The 26,585-nt window shown below is 52.3% G+C and carries 13 protein-coding genes; 8 read left to right on the plus strand and 5 right to left on the minus strand.

Annotation, left to right across the window (positions count from 1 at the left end; translation table 11 throughout):
- Window positions 1-21 precede the first annotated feature (21 nt).
- A complete protein-coding gene (locus P8N76_07515) occupies window positions 22-1,875 on the minus strand; it encodes a hypothetical protein (protein ID MDG2381505.1) in 1,854 nt (617 codons plus the stop codon).
- Window positions 1,876-2,216: 341 nt separating this feature from the next.
- On the opposite strand from P8N76_07515, the gene P8N76_07520 reads away from it, so the two are divergent.
- On the plus strand, window positions 2,217-3,479 hold the full coding sequence (locus P8N76_07520; protein ID MDG2381506.1) for a hypothetical protein: 1,263 nt from the start codon (window positions 2,217-2,219) through the stop codon (window positions 3,477-3,479).
- Between the two features lie 15 nt (window positions 3,480-3,494).
- Here P8N76_07520 and P8N76_07525 read toward each other — a convergent pair whose 3' ends face one another.
- The gene (locus P8N76_07525; protein ID MDG2381507.1) at window positions 3,495-4,412 is read right to left on the minus strand and encodes an alpha/beta hydrolase; all 918 of its coding nucleotides are present in this window, start codon (window positions 4,410-4,412) and stop codon (window positions 3,495-3,497) included.
- Window positions 4,413-4,771: 359 nt separating this feature from the next.
- Here P8N76_07525 and P8N76_07530 point away from each other — a divergent pair, with 359 nt between their 5' ends.
- From P8N76_07530 to P8N76_07545, 4 genes are all read left to right on the plus strand, one after another.
- Complete coding sequence (locus P8N76_07530) at window positions 4,772-6,286, plus strand: peptidase S10 (GenBank protein ID MDG2381508.1); 1,515 nt, start codon at window positions 4,772-4,774, stop codon at window positions 6,284-6,286.
- A 926-nt stretch (window positions 6,287-7,212) separates the two neighbouring features.
- Window positions 7,213-9,624 (plus strand): non-ribosomal peptide synthetase, encoded by a 2,412-nt coding sequence (locus P8N76_07535; GenBank protein ID MDG2381509.1) that lies wholly within the window; start codon window positions 7,213-7,215, stop codon window positions 9,622-9,624.
- 847 nt (window positions 9,625-10,471) lie between these two features.
- Window positions 10,472-12,895 carry a pentapeptide repeat-containing protein gene (locus P8N76_07540; GenBank protein ID MDG2381510.1) on the plus strand — a complete coding sequence of 808 codons (2,424 nt, stop codon included), beginning with the start codon at window positions 10,472-10,474 and terminating at the stop codon, window positions 12,893-12,895.
- A gap of 298 nt (window positions 12,896-13,193) precedes the next feature.
- On the plus strand, window positions 13,194-14,531 hold the full coding sequence (locus P8N76_07545; protein ID MDG2381511.1) for a DUF1501 domain-containing protein: 1,338 nt from the start codon (window positions 13,194-13,196) through the stop codon (window positions 14,529-14,531).
- A 49-nt stretch (window positions 14,532-14,580) separates the two neighbouring features.
- Here the strand turns inward: P8N76_07545 and P8N76_07550 are convergent, their stop codons facing one another.
- A complete protein-coding gene (locus P8N76_07550) occupies window positions 14,581-16,401 on the minus strand; it encodes a cytochrome c peroxidase (GenBank protein MDG2381512.1) in 1,821 nt (606 codons plus the stop codon).
- A 100-nt stretch (window positions 16,402-16,501) separates the two neighbouring features.
- Here P8N76_07550 and P8N76_07555 point away from each other — a divergent pair, with 100 nt between their 5' ends.
- Window positions 16,502-17,404, plus strand: coding sequence for an SMP-30/gluconolactonase/LRE family protein (locus P8N76_07555; protein MDG2381513.1), 903 nt, complete (start codon window positions 16,502-16,504; stop codon window positions 17,402-17,404).
- Window positions 17,405-17,898: 494 nt separating this feature from the next.
- Here P8N76_07555 and hrpA read toward each other — a convergent pair whose 3' ends face one another.
- Complete coding sequence (gene hrpA / locus P8N76_07560; GenBank protein MDG2381514.1) at window positions 17,899-21,795, minus strand: ATP-dependent RNA helicase HrpA; 3,897 nt, start codon at window positions 21,793-21,795, stop codon at window positions 17,899-17,901.
- Window positions 21,796-21,947: 152 nt separating this feature from the next.
- On the opposite strand from hrpA, the gene P8N76_07565 reads away from it, so the two are divergent.
- Together P8N76_07565 and P8N76_07570 are read left to right on the plus strand one after the other, a co-directional pair.
- Window positions 21,948-23,273, plus strand: coding sequence for a PQQ-like beta-propeller repeat protein (locus P8N76_07565; protein MDG2381515.1), 1,326 nt, complete (start codon window positions 21,948-21,950; stop codon window positions 23,271-23,273).
- Window positions 23,274-23,416: 143 nt separating this feature from the next.
- Window positions 23,417-24,595, plus strand: a complete 1,179-nt coding sequence (locus P8N76_07570; protein ID MDG2381516.1) for a protein-L-isoaspartate(D-aspartate) O-methyltransferase — start codon at window positions 23,417-23,419, stop codon at window positions 24,593-24,595.
- Between the two features lie 7 nt (window positions 24,596-24,602).
- Here P8N76_07570 and P8N76_07575 read toward each other — a convergent pair whose 3' ends face one another.
- The gene (locus P8N76_07575) at window positions 24,603-26,543 is read right to left on the minus strand and encodes a chloride channel protein (protein MDG2381517.1); all 1,941 of its coding nucleotides are present in this window, start codon (window positions 26,541-26,543) and stop codon (window positions 24,603-24,605) included.
- Between the last annotated feature and the right edge of the window lie 42 nt (window positions 26,544-26,585).

Raw genomic sequence — 26,585 nt, forward strand, 5'->3', positions numbered from 1 at the left:
AATTCCATTCACTAAAGTCAGCTAATCGTCGGCGACACCATTACGGCCCATCGCAAAATCAAACTCCGACAACGCCGGAATCATCATCGCCGCGGTTGTAAACATATAAGCGACAGCCATCACGAGAAAAACCGCCAGCGTCAAATCCAACAGGTAACTCGTTATCGCATAGAACGTAGCGAACGGCAACAAGAGAGATGCCGCCAAGATCGCAGGAGATGGATTCCGTGCCCCCAAAGAGACGTAAAGCCCCACGCCACCTCCCAAAATAAATGCCAGGAACGGTGCCAATTGCACATGAAACGACCCGCTAAAGGAGATCATCATCAAGATACACGTGTTTATCCCCAGAAACAAAAAGAACACGGTTCCCAAGCTGACCCCAATCGCCGCCCGCGAATTGGCGTAGGTCATTCCACAATGAATTCCCAGCACCGCGACGAATAGATCCATCACGATCAGGCCACCCACCACGTAACAGAAATTCTCGGCAGTGAGCGTCCCCGTCCAAAGCAGATAGCCACACAGAGCCATTGGCAGTAAAACCATTTCTTTCGTGACCCAGAATATGCCTCCAAGCTTACCAAGCAAGAATTCAGCAGGAGCCAAATCTGTCACCAACAACAGATCGAGTGATCGCCCATCACGCTCATTGGTAATCGACGTTACCGCCAAAGCATTGATCACAACCAGACTGACAACAAAGAAGGGAACAAGGGGACGCACAACGGCCGGGAACACCGATTGTTTGGCATCCGAAAATCCACCACCGATCGGCTGCGAATCGATCCAAAACAGACTTGTCGCTGCGAGTACGAACAAGATCGCGTAGGCGATACGAATCACAATCACTTTACGGCCGTAGGCCCAAGTGCAGATTTCTCGCCACAAGATCGGATTCGTCCAGACTGCCCGATAGGGCTGCTTTCCGCGTTCTCGCAGTTGCGAATCGACATGACGTGTTCGTGCCTGATCCGCTTTCACTTCCCTTTCTCCTTGAGCAATATCGTGCTCCGCGCCCCAAATGCTTTCTTGAGGATCATCAGAGGCAGTTCGCTGACGAATTTCGCGAGAAGGATTCCAAACCCGAACGCGCCAAATAGCCAGGCCGTTCAAACCGAGGCCAACCGAAAACGCGCACCCAACAAACACCATCACGGGATTGTCGAGTAGGTTTTCGATGCCAAGATCAGCGCCTGGCCGAGCCGCCGCCATCACCGCTCGGAGGGGACTCAGCCACGTCGAAATCACCGACACATCAACACCGCCGATCGCCTCTCCCGCAATACCAGCACCAATTACCTCACAGATAATCAACCAGAAAACGAGCAACAACGCAGTCAACGCAAGGGTTTGAAAGGTTTTTTCTCGCCAAAGAGCCAAGGTCGACCCCAGACTCCCCGCAGCAAAAGCCGCCACAAGAGTGACCGTAAAGACACGACCCACTTGCGTGAAGGAAATCCCACCAAATAAAACGGCCAACGCAAATACGGGCAATCCGGCCAACAACATCGAAAAAACATGCAATAGGCTTGCAAACAACTTGCCCAATACCAATTCACTGCTGTTCAATCGCGTCAAAAGCAAAAGGATGAGTGTTTTGCGATCCTTCTCCTGAGCCACGGCACTCGCCGTCGAAAAGGCCGCCAGAAAAACGATCATCGCCAGTTGCAAGGGAGCCAGAATTTGCATCAAGATGCCGCCGAATCTTGCCATATCGCCCACGGTCGTGATTGTTTGCGTGCCGGTCAATATCAGCCACGCTGTACACATGACACCAAAGAGCACGCCGGCGTAAACTGATCGGGACAGAAACAGCCGCGCTCGCCGCGGCGACGTGACAAGTTCGCGAGTGAAGACAGGGCCAACTAGCAAGACAACACCGATTCGAAGCAGAAGTGAACAAAACTTGCAAATGCCGAATCGAGCGTTCTCAGTTCAGAGCGCCCATCTCAGCGTGCCCGTCCCATTCGACCGGCAGCTTCATTATAGGTCGTCGGTAAGATTCGCTGAATAGGTGATCTCAAAACCGCGTCAGATGAAACAAGATTTGCGTCGTCAATGGCAAATCGCTACGATGAAACACGAGCGCTATGTCGCGATAGTTCGTAGCGTCACCGTAGGACAGAAGAGACCGGGGGGGAACCAAATCATCGTCCTAAAACGACGTAAGGTTTCTTCTAGCTGAATCCCGAGAGGCCCTCAAAGGTAACCTAATGAGCAATTCTGCTCACGGATCTGATTCCAACATCCCCGTCGTTTGCTCACTCTGCGGTACGCGAATGCATGTCGCCGAAAGTCAAATTGGCCATCAAATCCGATGCCCTGACTGCCATACAAAGACATTGGCGAAACAGCCACCTCAACCCGTCGCAACGCCTGAACCGAAGTATTCAGGCGATGAATATCAATTGCAAGCTAGCGAAAGCCAGACCGGCAACCAAGATACCCACAGCTACACCAAGGTTGTTTGTCGGGTCTGCGAAACAAAAATGTCGGTTCGTGTCGAACACGTTGGCAAACGGGTCAAATGCCCAGATTGCGATACGGCCAATCTGATCAAACGGCCGCCTGTCAAAAAACCTGACTTCCAAATGCCCAACGCAAGCGAGCTGACTCTTGAATCAGCCCCGCCGCCGATCCAATCGAAGCAAAAACAGATTGCGGATCGGCTTATGGCAGAGGCCCGAGAACAGGAAGAAGAAAAACAATCCAGCCACCCTCAACCGAATTCACCGGTCGAGACCAAGCTGCTGCCATTCGTATTTCGCATGCGGATCGTACCGTTTTGGATCGGGCTTTCAGCAGGCATCCTTGGCTTGTGGGGCTTGGTCGACATCACCAATTCTCTAATGACGAACATTTCACTCGCATCCATCATTGCCATCTTCACGATGATCTTGACCGGGTCGGTGGCCTTGATCATTGCCAGCATTGCCATCCCCCAGCTCATTTCAATCATTTCATTTACTTCCCAGGGGTACGATCGAATTCCGTATTGGCCCAGCCAGGATTTACCCGACCGCGCATGGGCGGTCATGTTCGCGGTCAATGCCACCGCCATGGCGGCTGCGCCTGGCATGCTCCTCGCCACATTTCTGGCTCCCTTAGGAATTCCGCTCTGGGCAGGTCTTTTGCCGTTTCTGTTCCTTTTTCCTTTTATCGTTTTGTCGATGATGGAAGCTAATTCAGCATTCATCCCCTACTCGGCAAACGTCAAAAAACAGTTTGCAACCCATCGTCGCGGCTGTCGCCAGTTCTATCTGCGGTCATGCGGACTCGGGGCCATTTTCGCTTTTGCAATTGCTTCTGTTTGGCTGTTGCATCCACTACTAGGTCGCCTGACATTCGCCGTCTGCTTTTCCATCTACGCGGCCATCTACGCACAACTCCTGGGACGTCTGGCCTGGATCCTCGGAGAACCGGAAGTTGCGGATGGCATCCAGGCTCTGAATGCCGAATTGGAATCAGCCGATTAACAGCTGATCAGTTCGTCAGGGCCTGCTCAAGTGCTCATCAAAAAACGCCCACAGGGCATGGCGATTTCCAGCGGTATGGAATCCGGGTCCACCGTGCCCTGCACCTTTGATTCGTCGCAGCTTCGACTCGACACCGGCGGCCTGAAGTGAACGATGAAGTAATTGACTCTGATGGAACGGCACCAACGGATCACGGTCACCGTGCATGATGAGAAAAGGGGGGTCGTCGGATGTCACATAGGTAATGGGACTCGCGGCGTGAACCCGGTCGGGATGATCCTGAATCGCACCTCCCACAAGCTGCGACTCCGGGGAATTTGCGGCGTCATGATCAAGACGGTTGGGGACAGGTGCGTGGGCGTTCATCTGCAGAAAGTCAGTCGGACCAAACCAATCACAGACAGCTTGGACACGACTTGATTGATCAAGGTGATCACCAGCAACTTCCAGGGATTTCACCCCATCCGACGTTCCCAATAAGGCCACAAGATGTCCACCCGCCGAACTCCCCCAAACACCGATCCGATCAGGATCCAAACCATACTGCCTCGCGTGAGCACGCAACCATCGGATCGCGGCTTTACAGTCTTGAATTTGTGCCGGAAACAAGGCTTCCTGTGAAAGCCGATACTCGACGCTCGCCAGAGCATAACCGTGCTTGACCACCTCCCGCACGCGAGCCTTAGACAACCGTTTGCTTCCCTGCCGCCAAGCGCCCCCATGAACCCAAACAATTATCGGGACAGGTAATTCGGCGTCGGGAACGTACAAATCCAGGCGAAGATTACGGCTCGGCGAGGTCGCGTAGACCCGATCGAGATGGGTCTTGAAATCACGATCCGACAAAGCTTCACCGGCTTCTTGTCCGCCGCACATTTCGGCGATTTGAAAGACAAGCATCATGGCCACAACAATTCGGAAACGGTTTTTCACAGTACGTTCTCCCGGACGAACCTGACCCCATGACGTTGAATGACGCGTCAGACCCAATTCTAGCAGGTTTTACCTTACGACAGCCCGGTTTCCCGAGCTCGCTCCGCGGCCAACTGATGGTTTTTCGCAGAAAGTAGCATGCTAAACTTGAGCACCAGCCGCGTGCGATCCACCGCAGTCGATGAATCGCCTCGGCTTTCGATTCGGCTCTCACGTCGGACAAGTGAGAATGAGTCGAAGCAGGCGTGGCCCCTCAACTTACGGCGCCACCTCTGCGATCCAACCAGTCGTTAATCACCAACGAGAAAACCACCCCGGCGTCATTGAACGAGCTACTTTCGACCCACTAGGAATCCAGCATGTTATCGCGTTTCGCAATCGGCATCACTTTACTTTTTTCTAGCCTCAATCTGATCGCTTACGGTCAGCAAGAAGCGAAATCTTCCTCCAACAAGCCCCCGGCCAAAGAAGCGCCGAAAGAAAAACTAAAAACGACGGAGCACACGGTCAAGATCGCCGGCAAAGAGATCAAATACACAGCGACCGCTGGTCAACTAGTCATGAAATCGGATGACGGCAAGGCCAAAGCCAATGTGTTCTTTGTCGCTTACACACGTAATGGCACATCCAATCTGGCTGAACGTCCCATTTCATTTTGCTTCAACGGCGGCCCGGGATCCTCCTCCGTCTGGCTCCACATGGGAATGCTCGGACCTCGAACTGTGAAGTTTCCGGCGGATGCAACTCCCCTCAAACCTCCCTACCGGGCAGAGGACAATCCGTACTCACTCCTCGATGCGACCGACCTAGTATTCATTGACCCGGTCAGCACGGGCTACAGCCGACCGGCGAACGATGAAAAAAAGAATCAATTCCATGGTTTCCACGAAGACCTCCGAAGTGTTGGACAGTTTATCCATGATTACACGACTCGCTTCCAACGTTGGAGCTCCCCCAAATATCTTATCGGTGAGAGTTACGGTGGGTTACGAGCTGCAGGCTTAGCCGGACAGCTACGGGATCGTTACAACATGGAACTGAATGGAGTCGTACTCATTTCGGCCGTTGTCGATTTCTCAACTTTGCGTTTTAGTACGAACAACGATTTGCCATACATCCTGTTCCTGCCCTCGTACACTGCAACCGCATGGTACCACAAGGCACTACCAGCAGATCTGCAAAAGCTGTCGCTCGATGAACTCCTCAAACAATCCGAAGCGTTTGCCATTGGCCCTTACGCATCCGGTCTGCTGCAGGGAGACGCAGTAGCCGAGGCTGAACGCAATTCCCTGATCGAACAATTTTCGCGACTGTCCGGTTTATCAAGTGAATACGTCGAACGATCGAATCTCCGTGTTTCGATGAGCCGATTTGGAAAGGAACTGCTCCGTGACCGCGGACTTACCATCGGTCGCTTTGATAGTCGTTACACAGGAATCGACCGTGACGACGCAGGTGAACGCTACGAATACGACGCAAGTGGAGCGGCCTTTTTTGGACCGTTCACAGCCGTCATGAACGACTATCTCCGCAGTGAGTTAGAGTACGAAGACGACCGAGTGTATGAAATCTTGACTGGGAATGTTTTCCCCTGGAGCTACAACAGTTTCGAGAACCGCTACGTCGACGCATCAGAAATGCTAAGACAGGCGATGATCGCAAATCCGCATCTCAAGCTGTTCGCCGCCTGCGGATATTACGACCTGGCCACACCTTTTTTCGCGATGGACTATACCATCAACCATCTGGGGCTTTCACCCGTTCGAACGGGCAATATAACACAGACCTATTACCCAGCGGGTCACATGATGTACGTCCATGAGCCTTCCATGAAACAGCTGAGAGCTGACTTACTCAAATGGTACGCGAAATAACAGTTTCTCGCCGCTCTGAGAATGCATCGGGATGGTCGAAAGAGAATCTGCGTTCTCTTTTACAACCGACCAAAAGCGAGCAGAGCCAACTTGTCACCTCATCGGCATTACCCGGCTCCAAAAGCTCCCATCACGAATTGACAACCTAAAATCGCGCTGCTGGCCCTCACCTATCCCACGTCAATCCTATCCCACGTCAATCCTATCCTGGGATCGGTCTCTGCCGTGTTCTCAGCGTGCCAAATCGCCGACGTATGATCATTTACGTCGCCTCGATATTAAACCTCAACCATGTGCAGCATTGCCTCACAAATGCCGCTGGCAGTTCGAGACCAACAGCCGTTGAGAAAAGCGTTTCAGCGCACCTCTTTCCGGTGTAAAAGCAGCCACTGCATTGGGGCTAAGGAGTTCACCTTTCTGCTCCAACTTCCCCCTAAAGCGTCCCTTTCAATCTCGAGTAAAAATCAGGGACCACAAATGCGAACAAGCATTCTTCCTGGGCTTGAGTACGGCCGAAACAGACAGGTAACGCATTTCGCATTCTCCTACGGAAACTAATTAAATCACTACAATCCCCCGGAAACCGTTTTTCAAACACATGCTCCACCAAAAGAGCGGTTTCCCGCCAACGACGACACATGAGTCCGCTCTATTCGACCTACATTTTCGACAGAACACGTCTCTTGGGGTTCGCAAATAGAAAACTGTTTCATCGGCTACACCTAACGATGACTGAACCGTTTATCGAACACAAAACGAGCCTGTCAAATAAACTCATGAACGGTCTCTTAAACCGGATACTTGGATTTAATTCGGATTCGCGAGCAATCCTTGTAGATTCGAAACAGAGCCTCACCCCCATCGAAATTTCAAGGGCAATCGCGCGGTGTCGCTATCTAATTCACCAAGAACACCCGGGAAAGCGATTGGCTATCGTTGGAGGGTCATCGGTTGACTTCTTTATCTGGTTGCTTGCTGCCTGGTTTGAAGGAAAATCGGCGATTCCAATCGACAGGAGTTTTCCCGCGGAGCGACGTAGTTTCCTCTTAAAATATGCCGATGCAGGGGAAGTGAGCAACTTACCCGTGCGTGGCGAAGCGAGAAACGCTCCACCGCATGATTGGGACGACACTGACGAAGTAATCGTCCTCTTTACGAGTGGGACAACCGACCAGCCCACAGGATGGTCTATCCATGCCGGCATCCTGTTGGCAGATCAAACGCTGAATCAGATCCCCTTGATGAACGTGTTGCATTGGTCATCGATTTCGCATTCCCAATCCTCCTACCATGTGGTTTCCCTCTCTCACGGCAAACGTGTTACCTGTGTCGCGAACGACGCATGGATGGATAACCAAAAGATGTTGGAAATCATTCGAAAATGGGATGCCGAGCTGGTTTTCTGCACCCCGTCCTACGCAAGTATTATCGCGCAGAATGACGAGCCCTGGCTGAAAGAAGTCAAGACCTACCTCTACGGCGAAGTGGCCAATCTGGATCTCGTCAAAAGCTTGAACGCGACGAATCTCTATGGACAAACCGAAGGTCCAGGTGCCTGGATGGCAATCCAAACTCCGCAAGGAGATTGGACTCCAGAACCCGACTACAAGCTTTCCATCTACGAATGTAATTCAGATCTGGAAGTCAACGACACGGGCGTGATGGGTCACCTCGTTGCGAAATCAGGAAAATGGTTAGCATCGAAACAGATCGACAGCCTTTCGCCCATCGCGTTACCTTTCGATACAGGAGATTTAGCAGCGTGGACGTCCCTCGACCCACCCCGCTTCCAACTGCTGGGGCGTTCAAATCGGACCTGCAAAATCCGAGGATTCCGAGTCGACCTAGCCGAAATCGAAGCCAAGCTGACATCGATCGGAAGCGATGCAGCGACGGTGCTTCTGAAAGATGACAAGCTGGTTGCCTACGTCACACCCGATGAACTCGATGTGGGTCGCCTCCGGACAACACTGGCGAAGTCCTTGCCTCACTACATGATCCCGTCCGTCATACAACCAGTCTCCGCACATCCCTTGATGACCAATGGAAAGGTCGACACTAGTTCGCTCCCCGAAATAAAAATCCAAACCGATTACGTCGCTCCAATCACACAAGCAGAATCAACAATGTGTGATTTATGGCAAGAAATCCTCGACGTCGAGCGAGTCGGCACCCACGATGACTGGCACTCGCTCGGTGGAAACTCACTCACCGCCATGTTACTCGCCCAGCAAACCGGCTACACCATTCCCACCATTCTAACCAACCCAACAGTCAAAAAACTGTTGGCTGTAAAGGCGTCAGCCGAACCGATCAAACACGATCCGAATGGACGGATCCCGTGGATCAGCGACTTTAGTCTCAACAGAAATTCCAGCCAACGCCCCACACTTCACCCCTACGTCATCAGAACAGTCATGCGAATGGCCCGTTGTGGGATCAACCTTTTCAAAGGACTGATCATAACGACGGAGCCATTCGATCTTGAACCCGTTAACCAAACCGAGTTCACCCCACGAGAATGGGTCCGCATTCTACTCGAGACGCATCCCATTCTCACAGCAAGCATGCACCAGAACGCAGACACACTGCAACTTGGCATCTATGGAGTCGATGACGTTATAGTTTCTCCCAAAGAGAAACCACGGCGCATCGTTTACGACCTTATAAAGAACATCTATTCTGGGCCACTTTTCAAGATTCGAATCGACAAAACGACCGCAGGAAAGCCACAGGCAATTTTCTGGCTTCACCACCACATTGGCGACCAACAGTCGATTGGTATCCTGCAACGTGACCTACGGCGCATCGTCTCCCATGAACCGCTGAAACGCACCCCCACTGCCATTTATCGTCGGTTGAAGAACATCGCTTCACCAATGTTGGATGATGCAAAAACGCCATTGCTTTCCGTCCGTCGTCGTATCATTGATCCGGTCGTTATGAGAAAAATATATCCGACCCGTGATCGTCAGGGACGAACTCAACTTGAGGTCTTAGCGGACCTTCTGCGAGAATTAACCAACGCGACGAGTGGTGATTTTTACCTCACCGTCGATCTTCGATTTCTATCAGGACATCCTGAAGCTGCTAACGCGGTCGGTTTTTTGGCAGCCGGCATCGTGCGAGCATCACTCAGTCCGTCAGGCATCAGCTATAAACTATTCTGCGTGACACCAAAACAAACAAGTCTGCACCGATTTATTCTCGTCAACTTACGGCTAACGCAAACCGATCCTCCGCTCGTTCACCGCAAGTCAAGAACAATTTCATTCCTTCCTGGCCATCTCGACATCGAAATGGGGCCGAGTCGATTCAACGCGACTTGGTCCGAATGACCCCGTCGCTAGTTGGGTTCACGAACGACCAAAACTCTTAAGATCGATCCACTCCAATCCAGCGGTCGTGCCCCAATACGCCCTTCTCAGGCCAAACCTGTGAGATGCCTGAAATTTCTTGACTCGCAAAGCAAGAAATTCCTCGAGAGAATATTTCTTGATTAAGGTTTCAGAATTCGACAGGCGTCCCTCCGTTTTACTGCGTTCGTCGTCCGGCAGCCTCTTTCGCCATTCGGCTGCTCGCTCTCCCTCATCATTCGGCTACGATGCGAACGAGGAACTTCCGGTTGCCAATCGATTTCCTTTCCGATGACCGATCCTGCAGTTGATCGAACGGCTCCGACCCAGGCCCTCGATTGAAGATTCAACGACTTAAATCGGCTTTCAGCCGCAAAACGACCGCATCCACGTAGTCGAATCCAACCAACAGGCTGACTGACATTCTTGCCAACCACGCTTTCGCTGTCAGTGCGTGAATCCGCTTCTGTTAACAGTCCTTCACAATCCTGTTAAGATTTTTCAACGAACCGAGGCAGCAATGAAAACAATCCGAAGCAGAATCACGGCAGACAGTTTCGCTCTGGGAGTGATTTACGTATCCCCCAGGGAAGCATCACGCCAAACGGGTTTATCGGTTTAGATTGGCCAATTCCCGGGTGATCCGTGGCTTTAGGATTGCATCCTTAAACGTCCCAGCTAGACTAATCGTTGGACCTCATTCAACCGCCGTATTCATTCCATAACGGTGCATCTCATCAGCATGGTTCCGTTCTGAGCTTTAATCGCCTGCCCGTCAACGGCGGAAAAACCAACAGTACTCACGATTTAGAGAGTCAGTGGAAGATCGATGTACACTCGGCAAATTCTTATGGTGGCTCTCGCAACAGTCATATTTTGCAGCCCTGGTGCGGCAGATATTTTCCACCAAACCAGCAATCAATTGATTCCCGGCACGCTTGGCATCAAGCCAACCCGAGGCGTCGATTTACATGGATTTGATTTGGCATCGGCCGGGCTCCGACTTCGGAACCTGACCAACGCGAAACTATCAAATGCCAATTTGACGGAAGCGACCTTATATCAATCGATTTTGAACGGGGCCGATTTGACAGGCGCGAACGTCTCTCGGGCAAACCTTGGCTCAACACGAGGTTTCACAAGCGATCAACTCTATTCCACCGCCAGCTACCGATCAGGTGACCTACGCGGCATCAAACTGCGCAAAAACGATCTGACGGGTTGGGACCTTAGCTACCAGAATTTAACCGGTGGCAACGTCGAGTCATCGGAATTGGTGAACACAAATTTCCGAGACGCCGATTTGACGAAAATGTCGTTCCAATTCGCCACGTTACGCGGCGCGAATCTGACGAATGCAATCGTTGGTTACACTGACTTTCGCGCCACCACTTCCCTTGGCATGACCAAAGAACAGTTGTACTCGACGGCCAGTTATCGAAACCATGACCTGAGTGGCATTCGACTTTGGGAAAACGATCTTAGCAACTGGAACTTTTCCGGGCAAAACCTACACGACGCGAAGTTTCATCGTGCCACGCTCACGAATGCCAGTTTTGATCAGGCGGACGTCGTTGGGGCCCACCTCGTCGACGTAACGTCAAGTGGATTCACCAAAGAGCAGCTCTATTCGACAGCCAGTTTCCAGTCCCAAACATTGCGTGGCACTCAACTGAGCCAAAATGATCTGCGAGGCTGGAATTTTCGTGGTCAAGACCTGACGAACGCCGATCTTTTCCGATCCGATGTGAAGAACGCTGATTTCACCGATGCGATCATCCAACACACAACGCTTGGTGCCGGAACAACACGAGACCAAGTCTACGCGACAGCCAGTTATCGGGACAAGAATCTTCGTGGCGTTTACTTCAGTTCAAACAATCTATCAGGGTGGAATTTTTCCCGACAGAATCTCGACGATGCCTATCTGGGCTATTCCTCACTAAAAAGAGCGAATCTCTCACAAGCGAACATCCGCGGCGCAAACTTCGAGCATACAGGCCTTACGAAAGAACAGGTTTATTCCACTCGTAGTTACCAACACCGAGACCTCCAAGGAATTCAGTTCAACGGCAATGACTTACGCGGAATCGATTTGGCCACACAAAACCTCGCCGGTGCCTCTTTTGTCGAAACGACACTCAGCAATGCAGATATGAACTTTGCCAATATCTCGGGTGCGGACTTTGCCTTAACGACAAACAACGGCTTGACGAAAGCTCAATTCTATCAGACAGCCAATTACCGCGCCAAAAAGCTGAATGGCGTATCGCTCCGGGGAAACAACCTGGCTGGCTGGAGCTTTCGTGAACAAGATCTTTTCGGGGCCAGCTTCGCTAGTGCCAATCTCAGTGAAACCGACTTCTCTGACTCATCCGTACAAAACGGTTCTTTCGAAAACACAACCTCCAAGGGATTCACGAAAGACCAACTTTACTCGACGGCTAGTTACAAGCAACGAAACCTACAGGGCATCCGACTTCAAGCCAATGAACTTCGCAACTGGGATTTGAGCGAGCAGAATCTGATCGATGCCGACCTGTTTCTTTCAACTTTGCGAAACGTTAACTTCAGTGACTCCAATCTACGAGGCGCCTTGCTCTCTCCTACTTTTGGCACGAATCTCTCGGGAACAAATCTAAAGAATGCATCGTTACTCGGCGTCGAAATGGATTACGCCATCGTTGATAAATGGACGACTTACAACCAATGGACCGTGTTTCCCTCCGGTTACGATCCGATGGAGACCGGCATGACGTTTGAAGAATCGCCGGCTGGTGATCTGGACGCCGGTGGCTTTCTCAACGCCGAGGACGCGAATATGCTGATTCAAAAAATCCGCGGCGTACATCCGAGCAAAAGTTTCTCTGCGGAAGAACTGTTCGACATCAATTTTGACAGCACTGTTGACCATCGAGATCTCGAGGCTTGGGTACATGACGTTGCCCACACCTGGTTTGGCGATTCAAACGTCGACGGCGAGTTTGACAGCACCGATCTGGTGATGGTATTCCAAGCGGGTGAATATGAGGACCATCTTTCTCACAATTCAAGCTGGGCAAGCGGTGACTGGAATGGTGATGGAGAATTCGATACGGGTGACATGATTATCGCCTTTCAAGATGGTGGCTTCAGCCAAGGTCCGCGAGGCGCAGCCCCGATAGTTCCGGAACCGAGCAGTGCTCTTTCGTTGGGCATCGCAGTCGTCCTGGGACTGCTCACGCGCCGACGTCGTCAAAAATCAAATCGGTAAGCAGCAACTACCATTTTGGGCGACTCAAAGAGCTCATCTAACGCGCTGTTTTCCCGCAATCAGGGTGCTTGTTTGCCGCTATTTGCCTTCCCCTGCACTCCCACCTGAAGGGATATTTCACCCTTAAAAACGCGGTCAGCCTATCGATTGGAGTGGATTTGCGGCCGGATTTTGACATTTTTCACCCAAAGAGTTCACGCTGTTTAGTGATCGGAATTGAAACTGGCCCCCAGGACAGGATAGACTGTGTGTTCATTCCTTCTTCTGGTCGAAACCCCACACAGCCGGGAGAGCCCAAATGCTCACCATTCAAGGATCGTCGAACGCCCAACTCTGCGACGGAGTCAGCCGTCGTCGATTCATGCAGATTGGTTCGCTGTCGATGTTTGGTCTGACTCTGGCGGACCTTCTGCGCGCCGAAACGTCTCAACCCTCCAAAAGATCCAAAAGATCGGTAATCTTGATCTGGCAACATGGTGGCCCTTCCCAGCTCGACACGTTCGACATGAAGCCTAACGTGGTTGAAGAAGTCCGTGGCCCCTACCAGCCAATCTCCACGACTCTACCGGGATTACAGATTTGCGAATTGATGCCTTACCATGCCCAGATCATGGATAAGTGCTCGGTGATCCGATCGTTCACCCATGGCAATGGGGACCATTGGGCGGCAGCTCACTGGATGCTGACCGGTTACCTGGGTGCCACGGGAGCCGACCGAGTTCCGCGCAATCCCTCAATGGGAGCTATTTCCTCCCATCTACTTGGCCCGCGGCGGCGAGGCGTGCCGGCGACGGTGAACATGAATGATGGCGGTTTTGGGTTTCACGGGGCGGCCCATTTAGGAGTGGCTCATAATCCGTTCCGCACGGGTGAATTCAGCTATGGAAACGAGGCCGGTCGATTGCCAACCGGTAGCGACAAGAGCTTTCAGTTGACTGATGGACTTTCGAAAGATCGCTTGGTCAACCGCCTTTCGCTCATGAAACAGTTTGATCGCCTGAGGCGTGATGTGGATGCATCAGGAACATTCGACCACATGGACGACATGAGTCTACAGGCCCAGGACATGTTACTTTCGGGACGGGCCCGGGAAGCATTTAATTTGGATCGCGAGGATCCAAAAATGCGAGAAGCATACGGCCCCGGCTGGGGGGAACAAGCCTTGCTGGCTCGACGATTGATCGAAGCGGGCGTTCGTTTCGTCTCACTGAACACCGGATACTGGGACGATCACGGCAACATCAAGCGTGCTCTCGACGACAAACTCGTGCGTCATGACCGTGCCGTCGGGGTTTTGATTCAAGATTTGGCGGATCGCGGCATGCTGGAAGATACCCTGGTGATCACGGCGGGAGAATTTGGCCGCACGCCTCGCATCAACAAAAACGCTGGACGGGACCACTGGCCCCAAGCCCAGAGCATTCTCTTTGCCGGTGGCGGATTTCGCCACGGCCAAGTCATTGGTAGCACCAACTCAAAAGCCGAACACCCCACCTCACGACCAATTAGCCCAGCAGACTTCAACGCGATTATCTACCACTCGCTCGGATTACGACCGGAAAATACCATTCGCGATCGTTCAGGGCGTCCTATCTTCTTGGCTCCGGGGGGGGTGGTTCCCGCAGAAATGGTTTAACGGGCTGCGAAAACGATCGGGAAGTGAACCACCTTGATGCGACCCACGACTAAAGCCGCCTCAGATAATCGAGTAGAATTTCAATCTCCTCGGCCACGATCTCAAGCTTCGCCGGATGGGGAAATGTATCATCAATCACCTGCTTTAATGACTCCGCTCGGCCGTCATGAAACCAACGTACGCGTTGACTAACGCCGAGTAACGACGGCGGGTTAAACTGTTTTTTTCCCATCTCATCGATTAATCCCACATCAAACGTCCCACCCGATGTGAATCGATCGCCTTCGTGACAGTCAGCACAACCGTACCGTTCGAAGAGTCGTCGGCCGAGTATCATGCGAGATGAATCAGCCACCACTTGAACCGGTGGAGCAGGCGAAAGAGTCGCCAAAAACGCTTGCAACGCATCCAGTTGTTGCTTCGAAGGACCCGGGCCTTGCATCGACGCCACCATTGACTTCCGAATCTGCTCCCTGAGTTGATGAACAGAACCGTCCCAGGCCCATGGGCCACTTTTCGCCGTACCCATGAGAGTGGGAATCTGTTTCGGGGCACCGTAGTTGCCGTCACCCAACGTATCAGCAAGTCCGCCGTTGGTATGACCGTCCGTGTGACAACTGTGGCAACTCATCCAATGGTCGTGTGACAAGGTGGCATCATAAAAAATTCGTTCCCCCTGCTGCGCGAGCGTAAGTTCTGGTTGGATCCCCAACGAGATTTCGCTTAAATCGTTACGCGCCTCCGAAGGATTTCGTGTGGCGTAATCATCACCCGCATAAGCTTTCTGTTCCTGCAGTCGACTTGATTCGACCTCCACCGATGACGGTATCCAGGTAAGTGAATCCGAAAACTGATTGGCAATCAAAAACCCTTTGCCTGTCGGCTCCACTGCAATCGCCACCGGTCGCTGTCCCGTCACAAAACGTTCTTCTTGGCGCCCGTCTGTTGAAAGCAGGGCCACCTGATGTACACCGGAGAGGCAGACAAACAGTCTGCCAGATTCATCAACGGCGAAATCCCCAGGATCGCCAGCTCCGCGCCTCACCGTACCGAGCGGTATGAAGCGGCTTCCTTCCATCAAATCAGCTCCCGGATCAAGCAGTCGAGTGATCGAAATACTTCGCAGGCAATTCGTCATCAACACGCTCCAAATAATATTATCGCGTGTAGTTGGTGCGAGTGGATTAAGAACCTGTTGAGCAACGATGAGCCGATCCCCAGATGGACTGAGAACCAGGCCACGTAAATTGTGCCCCGGAATCATTCGGACCGATTCGATGACACCTGAGCGGGTATCGACCACCCCGATCGCACCAGCAAACGCATCGGCCACAACCAACGTGCGACTGGAAGGCAACAAAAGCATTTCTCGTGGTGCGAATGGCAGATCAATTGTCCGCCGAGTCCCAAAACGAAGCTGATCGCCGACGAATTCGAGTTCCACTTGCACAACCCTACGAGACCAGAGACAACTCACAAACGCCTGCCGCCCATCAGCGCTGACAATGATACGAACAGGATGTTGTTCAACTGACAACTTTCCCCGTACCTTCAAACGATGTCCCTGGAAAGACGCCGCTACGATCTGGTGATTCGCCGAATCAACAACTAACACTGTTTCCTGCTTCAAACAAACCGCCAAATCTTGCGGAGTACCACCAATCGTTTCCTCGGAAATAACAGAACGGCTTTGCAGATCTATCAAACTCAGGGAACCCGACTTTTGATTCACGACGCAAGCGATTTGGTCTTCATTGACAAATTCAAGCGCGATGGGCCCGCGAACCGCTTGCTGGCCAACCGCTCCATCTTCCGCATAGGCAATACGGGCAGTCATCGCAATAATGAAGCCTACTAGAAGAAATCGCATGGTCTCACCCAAACAATGATCCTTACAAGTCTGCGGCGGCCGCCAGCTGCGGCACCGATTCTTATGATTATCTTACTACAATCGAGCCGGAGCATTACGCATGAATGATTTCGCCCTGCAAGTCTTATTACCACTGATTACCTTCGCGGCGCTCGGCTGCCTGCGTGCCTCGGGGGATCGGAGCCTGCTTGCGCCCGGAGCAACGCCACAGAAGCTTGCCGAGTCATTTCAATTCACAGAGGGGCCAGCGCCGGATCGCGAAGGCAATGTTTACTTTACCGATCAACCAAACGACCGCATCCTAAAATGGAGCATCGATGGCACGCTGACCACCTTTCTCCAGCCTAGCGGCCGCTCAAATGGAATGTACTTCGACCGACTCGGAAACCTGATCAGCTGCGCGGACGAACAAAATCAATTGTGGTCGATTTCTCCGGATGGTCAGCACACGGTTCTTGTCAGCGAATTCAATCAAAAGTTACTCAATGGGCCAAATGATGTCTGGGTTCGCGACGACGGAGCGATGTATTTCACCGATCCACTATACAAGCGAGATTACTGGCAAAGAGGTCCGATGGAACAAGACGGAGAACACGTTTATTTCCTTTCCGCTGATCGCAAAATCTTGAAACGAGTCGAAGAGGATCTGATCAAACCCAACGGCATCGTAGGCACGGCTGATAACAAAACACTTTACGTCGCTGACATCCGAGGCAAAAAGACGTACGCCTACCAGATCAATCAAGATGGGACCCTGACGAACAGAAAGGTTTTCTGCGACATGGGGTCCGATGGGATGACAATCGATTCTGAAGGAAACATTTATCTGACCGGCCAGGGAGTGACTGTCTTCGATTCCCAAGGCAACAAGATTCAAAACATACCCATCGCCGAAGACTGGACGGCAAATGTCTGTTTCGGCGGTCGAGAACGGGACACCTTGTTCATCACGGCCAGCCCATCCCTCTACAGCGTGAAGATGCGAGTTCAAGGCGTGAAGTGATCCGATCTTGGCAGCGGGACTTATCGCCGCAACCGCGCATGACTGACCGACTCTGGGAATCTTAACCGATCGGCACGCGAAATGGCCTCCCTCCCCGGTAAAAGGCAAACGTCTCGATCCGACCAATCTCCCCGACGTGTCCGCCTTGCCCCAGCGGTTGCGGCTGGCAACCGTCAGCCAACCGAGTGAGCCACACAGGCATGAAAACCTTCAAAAAAACACCCTCAACAACGCTTCCCCAACCGGTTTCAGGCCCGCAGCGCCGTCAGCTTGGATGTCGCATCCCAAAGTTATTGGAATCTTTCCATGCCTATTAATATCCGGTCATCGTACAAGGTCACGTTGCTTTTCGCCAGCTTTTGACCGAATGTCCTTCCAAGATCATCTGCCAATGCGTTCCGACCAAAATCGTTGACTGCCACCCGAGCGACAGCTCCTGCAGCCAAAAACACCCACTTGGCTTGGAGGCGTTCCTGCGTTTATGCCGCCTCTGTTCAAATGGACTTCACAACTTTCTTCCATTGCTTTTCCAACCGTTGCGGTGAAACTTTTACGGCCGTCCCCAGAGGCTGAGCAAACAGTGAAACTCGATATTCCTCCAAGAGCCAGCGATATTCATCCAGCTCTGGATCGAGGCGATCCAGTTCTAAATTACGCTCATATTGTCCGCAATACTGATCCCAGCATTCCGCTACAGCTTCACAATTTTGTTGGTCACGCCCTTCACCGCCGCTGGTGAGCTTGTCGATTCGATAAGCCACAGCGTTCAGATAGCGTGGAAACTGTTGTAGCCAAAACCAAGGAACGTCTCGGAGAAACGATTGCTTCAACATTTGGTCAAGCTGCTGGATCAAGTCTTCACGAGGATTGCTCCAACGCGAGGCAGTCAATCCTTCGACCGACAACCGTGCTCGGTGCAAGGCTTCAAAAATTGCCGGAATCAGTGGCGTGATCTCTTGCGTGGCAACGGCAATTTTTTCAACGGCTCCCGCCGCCAACTCGTCGAACGCAGCTCGAGACCTCGGAAGCTTAGGATTCGGCAAAAAAGCTCGTTCCGTAATTCGATCTTGGATTTGCAGCTTAAGTTGATCGGAATCGACGACCGACGCTGCCCAGACACAGCATTCGTTCCAGCGCGGCAAATGCTGAATTTGCACGCGTAGAGATTTCCCATTTGCAATAGCAAGTAGCCTGACGATCGCATTCCGTGTAGCTGCTGACGCTTTCTCTGGCGTGTCCAGCAGCCGTAACTGAACGGAATCCGCCTTATCGATCAGCGCCGGGAAGGCGACAATTTGAATTCCCCCATTGTCGATTGAAACCTCGGGGGGTAATTGATCAAAATCCCAAGTCACCAAACCGTCACGGCTCCACTCCTCATTAATCAGAGTGGCATCGGGTTCGGCAGTGCGCGTCGTCTTCAATTCCTGCAGCAATTCGTCCAAATCGCGACCGGATTGTTGGACCCCGCCCGTATCGTCGACGACACGAACGTTGAGATGCAGATGGCGGGCCAATTTAGAGAGATCAAAATCAGTAGCTCGAATCGGATCTTCCGACCGTCGCGAGAGCGTCGCTGCAAGCGACTCCAATAAGTCACCTTCACCGAATTCGAGAGATCCCAGCACCTCTTTGGCCGTATCGGGTACGGGCACAAAATTTCGTCGCAAACTTTTGGGCAACGACCGAATTAGGGCGACCACTTTTTCTTCCAACAACCCTGGAACAAGCCATCCCATACGTTGGTTTGTGACTTGCCCGATTGCCTTGATCGGTACGGTAATCGTCACCCCATCATCGTCTGCATCCATCTGAAAGTTGTAGGCAATTGGTAATTCCATTGCCCCCAAACGCAGCTGATCCGGAAAGTCCTCTGTATCCTGTTCCCATTCCGTTTCCTGAATGAGATCTTCTAAACTCATTTGGAGGCTGACTGCATTTTGAGGATTCGTTTTCATCCACCTCCTGAGCGAGGCTACATCGAAAACATCTTCGGGTAGACGACGATTGTAAAATGCGAAAATCGTAAAGTCATCCAACAAATAATCTCGCCGTCTTGTCTTTGCTGCCAATCCAGCGATCTCGTCACGAATTTCTCGATTGTGATGATAGAATTTTTCCCGCAAATCAGCTCGTTGATCTACCAAAGCGCTTTCAATAAAAATCTTCCGGGACAGCTTCGGGTCAATGCGTCCGTAGTGAACTCTCCGTTTCGCAACCACCGGTAGTCCAAACAATGATACTTTTTCGTAAGCCATCACCGATCGTGACTTGCGGTGCCAATGAGGATCACTGTATCCACGTTTCACAAGGTGCGCAGCAATCGGTTCAACCCACGCAGGACTGATCCTCGCCAGCACGCGTGCGTAGCGGCGTGATGTCTCGACCAATTCGGCGGCAACGATCCACTTATGCCGAGCCTTGAAAAGTCCCGAACCTGGCCATAGTTGAAGCTTGAGACCACCTGCACCTGTGTATTCTCGATCATCTGTTTGCCAACACACGCCGGAGAGCAAACCGGTCAATAAAGCGCGGTGGATCGCCGCGAACTCATCTCGTCGCTGATCTCGATTCAAATGTCGACGACCGACCATTTCCAACAATTGTCGATGGATTTCCGTCCACTCCCGCATACGATTGAACGACAAAAAGTTATGTTTACAAGCCTTGCGCAACTGACTTCGCGAAACGGTTTCTCTCAGTTGGTGGTAAAAATCCCAGATTCGCAAATAGCTGAGAAAGTCGGATTCCTTATCCAGAAACTTCTCGTGCTGCTCATCCGCTTGATTACGCCGATCATGAGGCCGCTCACGCGGATCCTGGACCTCCAAGGCGGCCGCAATAATCAGTAACTCAGCCAGACAGCCTTCCTCTTTACCGGCCAAGATCATTCGACCAATTCGCGGATCAACCGGCATCTTGGACAATTCACGTCCGATGGGAGTCAAATTCCGATGGGCATCCACCGCACCAATCTCAAAAAGTGTTTTGTAACCATCTCGAATCGCTTCTGGTCTCGGCGGATCGAGAAAAGGGATTTGCTCAACATCACCCAATCTCAACGACTTCGCCTGTAATATGACGGCCGCAAGATTGGTTCGCCGAATTTCCGGAGTCGTATATTCGTCACGTCGTTCAAAGTCTTCGACATCAAAAAGTCGAAGACAAATGCCTGGTGCAACGCGCCCACATCGCCCCTTCCGCTGATCTGCCGAAGCACGTGACACTGCCTCGACCGGCAGTCGCTGTACTTTCGAACGTGGAGAATAGCGGCTGATACGCGCCGTTCCCGTATCGATGACATAACGAATATCTGGAACCGTCAATGAGGACTCGGCCACGTTGGTTGCCAAGACAATGCGGCGATAGTCGGAAGGTTGAAAAATTCGATTCTGTTCTGCTGTCGAAAGCCGAGCGTAAAGCGGCAAAACCTCTGTTTTGCGGGATCCGTCACCAGCAAACTGCTCACCTCGCAAGCGTTGAGCAACCTCCCGAATGTCGCGTTCGGTTGGTAGAAAGATTAACATATTGCCCCGGTCAATCGCCGCAAGTTCATGGGCTGCTGCCACAATTCCTTCGGTGACTTCGCGTTCCTCTCCCTCCTCATCCGATAGAGGTCGGTACCGCAATTCCACAGGGTATGAACGCCCCGACACCTGCACGACGGGCGCCGGCCCCTGATCATCCGAAAAATGTTCGCTGAATCGCTCGGCATCAATCGTCGCCGAAGTGATAATCAGCTTCAGATCCGGGCGCTTCGGTAAGATGCCGCGCAGATACCCCATCAAGAAATCTATGTTCAACGAACGTTCGTGCGCTTCATCAAGAATGATCACCTCGTATTGTTCGAAAAAGCGATCACTTTGACTCTCGGCCAAGAGAATCCCATCGGTCATTAACTTGACATAGGTCTTGGGATTGGAACGATCGTTGAAGCGAATCTTGAACCCTACCTGCTCACCCAGTGGAACCTGCATCTCATCGGCCACGCGAGCTGCAATGCTGCGAGCCGCAATTCGTCGGGGCTGGGTGTGACCAACCATCCCGGCCACTCCGAATCCGGCAGCAAGTGCGATCTTTGGCAATTGAGTCGACTTGCCGGAACCCGTTTCACCGGCAACCACCAAGACCTGCCGTTCCGCGAGTAACTGTTGAATTTCTTCGCGTTTTGTCTCGATCGGCAATTCGCTATCAAACACGAGGGCTGGCAAATCCCGTCCTCGCTGTTTCTTGATTTCGATCGACGATTCGAAGTCTTGCATCCAGCGTTGCACCGCGTCAGGCTTATTCCCTGCTTCATGACGCAGTTTTCGCAAGCGTTGGCGCAGGCGAAAACGGTCACGAAGCATCGCTTCGTGCAAGCGTTGGTCAATATCACCGGGCAGATTCATGGGATTTAAAGCAAAAAAAGCCAACGATTCAGCGGCACGAACACGGTCGATCTTGGTCGCCGCTCTGGCATCGTCATCAGCTCTCCGTTAAGTTTGTGATAGAAACCGCCACCGTCGCTCCATGAGCAATCCTCTTTGCGCTGGATTTCACGATGACACGAACACTTATACTCGCGCTCACCTGCCTCACAAGCCTGTTGTGCTACCAGGAAATACGAGCGGATGACTGGCCCCAATGGCTCGGGCCAGGTCGCGAAAGTCATTGGCGCGAGCAAGGTATCCTTAGACAGTTTCCCGAGGGGGGGCCTGTCGTCAAGTGGCGAGTCCCGATTGCAGGTGGATACTCGGGACCGGCAGTCGCGGATGATCGCGTTTTTTTGATGGATTATGTAACGAGTGGGGATCAGAGCCCTGACCCCAATAAACGGAATCAGCTGGCCGGCACCGAACGAGTGCTCTGCTTCGACGCGAACACCGGCAAACAGCTTTGGAAGCACGAATACGACTGCCCCTACCAAATCTCTTATCCCGCGGGACCTCGCTGTACACCAACGGTCGACGAAAATCGAGTCTACACTTTAGGCGCGGAGGGAGATTTACGTTGCCTCGACATCGAAAGCGGCCGACTCGTCTGGAAAGTGAATTTCAAACAAGATTTCGAGGCAGAAACACCCCTCTGGGGTTTCTGCGGCCATCCATTGGTCGACGGAGACAAGTTGATTTGTATCGCTGGCGGCCCCGAAGCACTCGCCATCGCACTCGATAAGAAAAGCGGCAAATTGATCTGGCAAGCGTTGGATGCGAGCGGCCCGGGCTATAGCGCCCCCACACTCATTGATGCCGGCGGCAAACGTCAACTATTGATCTGGCACGCGGAAGCACTCAACAGTCTTAACCCGGAAACAGGTGACGTTTACTGGTCCGAACCGCTGGAACCAAATTACGGCATGGCCATCATGACGCCACGAGTTCACGACAATCTGCTGTTCGTGGGCGCCATTCGTGACAAATCGATGCTCCTACGCTTGGATACCAATGCACCCACCGCATTCGTTGAGTGGTACGGCCAAAAAGGAAAAGGAATCGATCCAGTCAATGCCACACCTTACATCGAGAATGGGTTTCTTTACGGAGTCACACGTGACGGCCAGCTTTCCTGTGTCAAAATGAGCACAGGGGAAATACTCTGGGATACGTTTGAACTCATGCCAGACGACCGGCGTGCCCATTCCGGAACCCTATTTCTGATCAAGCACGAGGACCGCTTCTTTCTCTGCACCGATTCCGGCGATCTCATTATTGCCCGTCTCACCCCCGAGGCTTTCAAAGAACTTGACCGTGCCAAAATCTTGGAACCAACGGGCGATGGCTTTGGCCGCAAAGTTTGGTGGAGCCACCCGGCCTTCGCCAACCGCTGTATTTTCGCGAGGAACGACAAAGAATTGATCTGTATCTCCCTCTCTGCCCGAGATGAATGACGCTCTTATCCTCCACCATTCTCATCACGACGACCCCAATCCATCATCCACCGCGCAACCTTCGGACAATTGAAATGATCGTCTACTCTCTTCGGTCCGTTCCCCTTTTCAAATCAATTTTCCGGAGCAGCGGAATCTTGTTGGTGTTTTTGCTTCTGCTGCCGGATCCTGCTCAAGGCGATCGCAACGAGGACTTGCGGAACCAAATGGTCGATGAACACATCGCCAACGCCGGCATTAACGACCGTCGTGTTCTCCGATCGATGCGAAGTACGCCGCGTCATGAATTTGTCAAACCGGACAAACGGCGACTTGCCTATTACGATATGGCCATCCCGATCGATTACGGTCAAACCATATCGCCACCCTACATCGTCGCCTACATGACTGATCAACTTGATCCGAAATCGACTGATCGGATCTTGGAGATTGGAACGGGCAGCGGCTACCAGGCAGCCGTTCTCAGCCCCCTCGTGCGAGACGTTTATACAATTGAAATTGTCGAACCTCTGGGCCGTCGCGCCGCAAAGGTGTTGAAGCGACTGGGGTATGACAATGTTCACACCAAGATTGGTGACGGTTTCGCCGGATGGGAAGAGCACGCTCCGTTCGACAAAATCATTGTTACTTGTTCTCCCGAAAACATTCCGCAGCCCTTGATTGATCAACTTGCGGAGGGCGGCCAGATTGTGATTCCGGTTGGCGAGCGCTTCCAACAAACGCTCTGTCGTTTCACCAAAAAGGGCAACCAACTACAACGGGAGAATCTGGAGGGAACATTCTTCGTTCCGATGACCGGCCAAGCGGAAGAGAATCGGGAGGTGATCGACGATCCCACTCGTCCGCGTTTGATGCACGGCAGCTTCGAAGCAAAGAACGAATCACCAGAAAAACCGACTGGATGGTATTACTTGCGGCAGGCTCGAGTCGAGACGGATCCAACCGCTCCTCATGGAAAACACGTCCTGCAATTCCGAAATGATGACGAAGGGCGCAGTGCTCATGCGTTGCAAGCCTTCGGTGCCGACGGTTTGCTGGTGAACAAACTGGCCATCAACGTCTGGACTCGAGGAAACAACATCAAATCGGGCCAAGGCCGTCTTGAACGAGCCCATGCAGTCATCGAATTTTATGGAACCAATCGGGCCCCTGTGGGCCACGTTTCCCTGGGTCCCTGGACCGGAACGTTCGCATGGCGACATGTCAGCCAAGTGGTTAAGATCCCACCCGCAGCTCGATTGGCAGTCATCGGCATCGGGTTGTTTGGTGCCACGGGTGAATTATCTGTGGATTCTATTTCGATTCGAGCCGTCAAAAATTAACAACGGCTCAACGTCGCTTTAACATTTCCACCCGATAACGACGCATCACATCCGCTCGAGCCAATAAGCCCACCAATTTGCGCTGCCCCTGATCTTCTTCTTCCACAGGTAACGTTTCGATATCACGTGATCCAAATTCACGTAATGCCTCAAGCAGGTTGTTTTGCGGAGAAACAGCCGTCGTGGTTCTGAGCGCAATATCGTCCGCGTTCACTAAATGCGGTTGAGTATCTGTATCCAAAATTCGGTGCAAATCCTCCGGTCGAATGATCCCAACCAGCACGCCCTGATCATCCATCACCGGCAGACTTTCAATGTGAGAATGCAAACGGGCGACTTGGACTATTTTGATCAAATTGTCGGTATTCTTAAGCGTGGGAAAACTCCTGATCATCACGTCCCGAACCATAATGTGTTCAACCCGATGCATATCGTGCCCCCGCGCAATCAATTCACCGCGACGACTGAGCTTTTTCTGATAGATGCTTTCAGGATCAATGGTTTGCGCCAAGATACTGGCAATTCCCGCAGCTGCCATAATCGGCAGGATAATGTGATAGTCGTTGGTCAATTCATAGACGATCAGGATCGCGCTCAATATCCCCTGTGTCGTGCCGGCTACCACAGCCCCCATACCGACAATCGCATAAACCCCCGGACTGGCGGACATGCCAGGCACCAGCAGATTGCAAAGCAGGCCAAAGGATGCACCTAGCGTCGCTCCCAGAAATAACGATGGCGCGAACACACCCCCTGAACCTCCACCCCCAAGCGTGATGCTTGTCAAAATGGGTTTCAAAAAAGCCAACGGGAGCAGCCAAAACAGTTCACTGACCATTTGGCTCCGGTTCAGATAAATACCTCGATCCACCGGTGGAGAGCCAGCGGAACTCGTTTCTTCGAAAATGCTCGTAGCCTGCGGATCCGTACTTGGGCGGTCAAGATGTAAAGCATGCTCGACAACGGAATAACCAACGCCGAACAAAGGCGGAACGGCATGTGGACTTTGACCCGTCACATCGGCGCTGGGAGGATGCATCGGATAAAGCAACCCGACTAGTCCTACAATCAACCCCATCACCAATGCACGAACCTTGTAGTTGGGAAACCGTAAAGCGCTTTGGTCTTCGATCCAATACAACAACTTGACAAAAAACACAGCCGCCAAACCGCAGCAAAGTCCCAAGACTAAATAGGAGGGTAGCTGAGCCCAAGAACCTACATAGCGATAATAAACATGTGGAAACGCTGCATTCAATTCGTACTCACCCACATGCTTCTGTACAACATTTGCCAGCACGCTAGAAATCACAATCGGCGTCATGCTCTCAACGGCAAAACTACCCAAGATGATCTCGCTCGCAAAGATCACACCCGCAATAGGAGCGTTGAAAGTAGCGCTGATGCCGGCCGCAGCACCCGATGCCACCAGCACTTTGATATTGGGTGCCGATAGCTTGAACCATTGGCCGAAAACGCTTCCCAGCGAAGATCCTATTTGGACGATCGGTCCCTCACGTCCCACCGATCCTCCTGTCCCGATACACAACGCGCTGGCGATGATCTTCACAAATGACACACGTGGTCGAATCACCCCGTCGTGCCGAGCTACTGCCGTAATTACCTCGGGTACTCCGTGCCCCTGCGCTTCAGGTGCGAAGCGACGTGTCCACCACGAGACCACCAACAAACCGACAGCAGGTGTCACACAAACAAGAAACCAGTAGCGAGAATTGCCTTCCGCAAGAAAAACGAACCGTTCAATCGTGTTAGCCGCGACGAATTCGATCAACAGAGTGAATGCTGTCGCCCCCAAGCCAGCAAGCAGTCCAATCACTCCGGCAAGAACAATGGTCAACGGAAGTGCCGGGACCGAACCTCGTGGAACCCGCGAGATTAACCCGGAAAGTGCCGAACAAAGCTTGTCGGCCACAGATTGAAACAACATCGGAGAATCGATTCTGAACCGCTGGAAGGCTCCCTAGGGTTA

The organism is Pirellulaceae bacterium (assembly GCA_029243025.1).
Lineage (GTDB): Bacteria > Planctomycetota > Planctomycetia > Pirellulales > Pirellulaceae.

Excerpts from the sequence above, each read along its gene's own strand:
- P8N76_07520 (MDG2381506.1), top strand. The coding sequence starts at position 2,217 with ATGAGCAATTCTGCTCACGGATCTGATTCCAACATCCCCGTCGTTTGC.
- P8N76_07530 (MDG2381508.1), top strand. The coding sequence starts at position 4,772 with ATGTTATCGCGTTTCGCAATCGGCATCACTTTACTTTTTTCTAGCCTC.
- P8N76_07540 (MDG2381510.1), top strand. The coding sequence starts at position 10,472 with ATGTACACTCGGCAAATTCTTATGGTGGCTCTCGCAACAGTCATATTT.
- P8N76_07545 (MDG2381511.1), top strand. The coding sequence starts at position 13,194 with ATGCTCACCATTCAAGGATCGTCGAACGCCCAACTCTGCGACGGAGTC.
- P8N76_07550 (MDG2381512.1), bottom strand. The coding sequence starts at position 16,401 with ATGCGATTTCTTCTAGTAGGCTTCATTATTGCGATGACTGCCCGTATT.
- P8N76_07555 (MDG2381513.1), top strand. The coding sequence starts at position 16,502 with ATGAATGATTTCGCCCTGCAAGTCTTATTACCACTGATTACCTTCGCG.
- hrpA (MDG2381514.1), bottom strand. The coding sequence starts at position 21,795 with ATGAATCTGCCCGGTGATATTGACCAACGCTTGCACGAAGCGATGCTT.
- P8N76_07565 (MDG2381515.1), top strand. The coding sequence starts at position 21,948 with ATGACACGAACACTTATACTCGCGCTCACCTGCCTCACAAGCCTGTTG.
- P8N76_07575 (MDG2381517.1), bottom strand. The coding sequence starts at position 26,543 with ATGTTGTTTCAATCTGTGGCCGACAAGCTTTGTTCGGCACTTTCCGGG.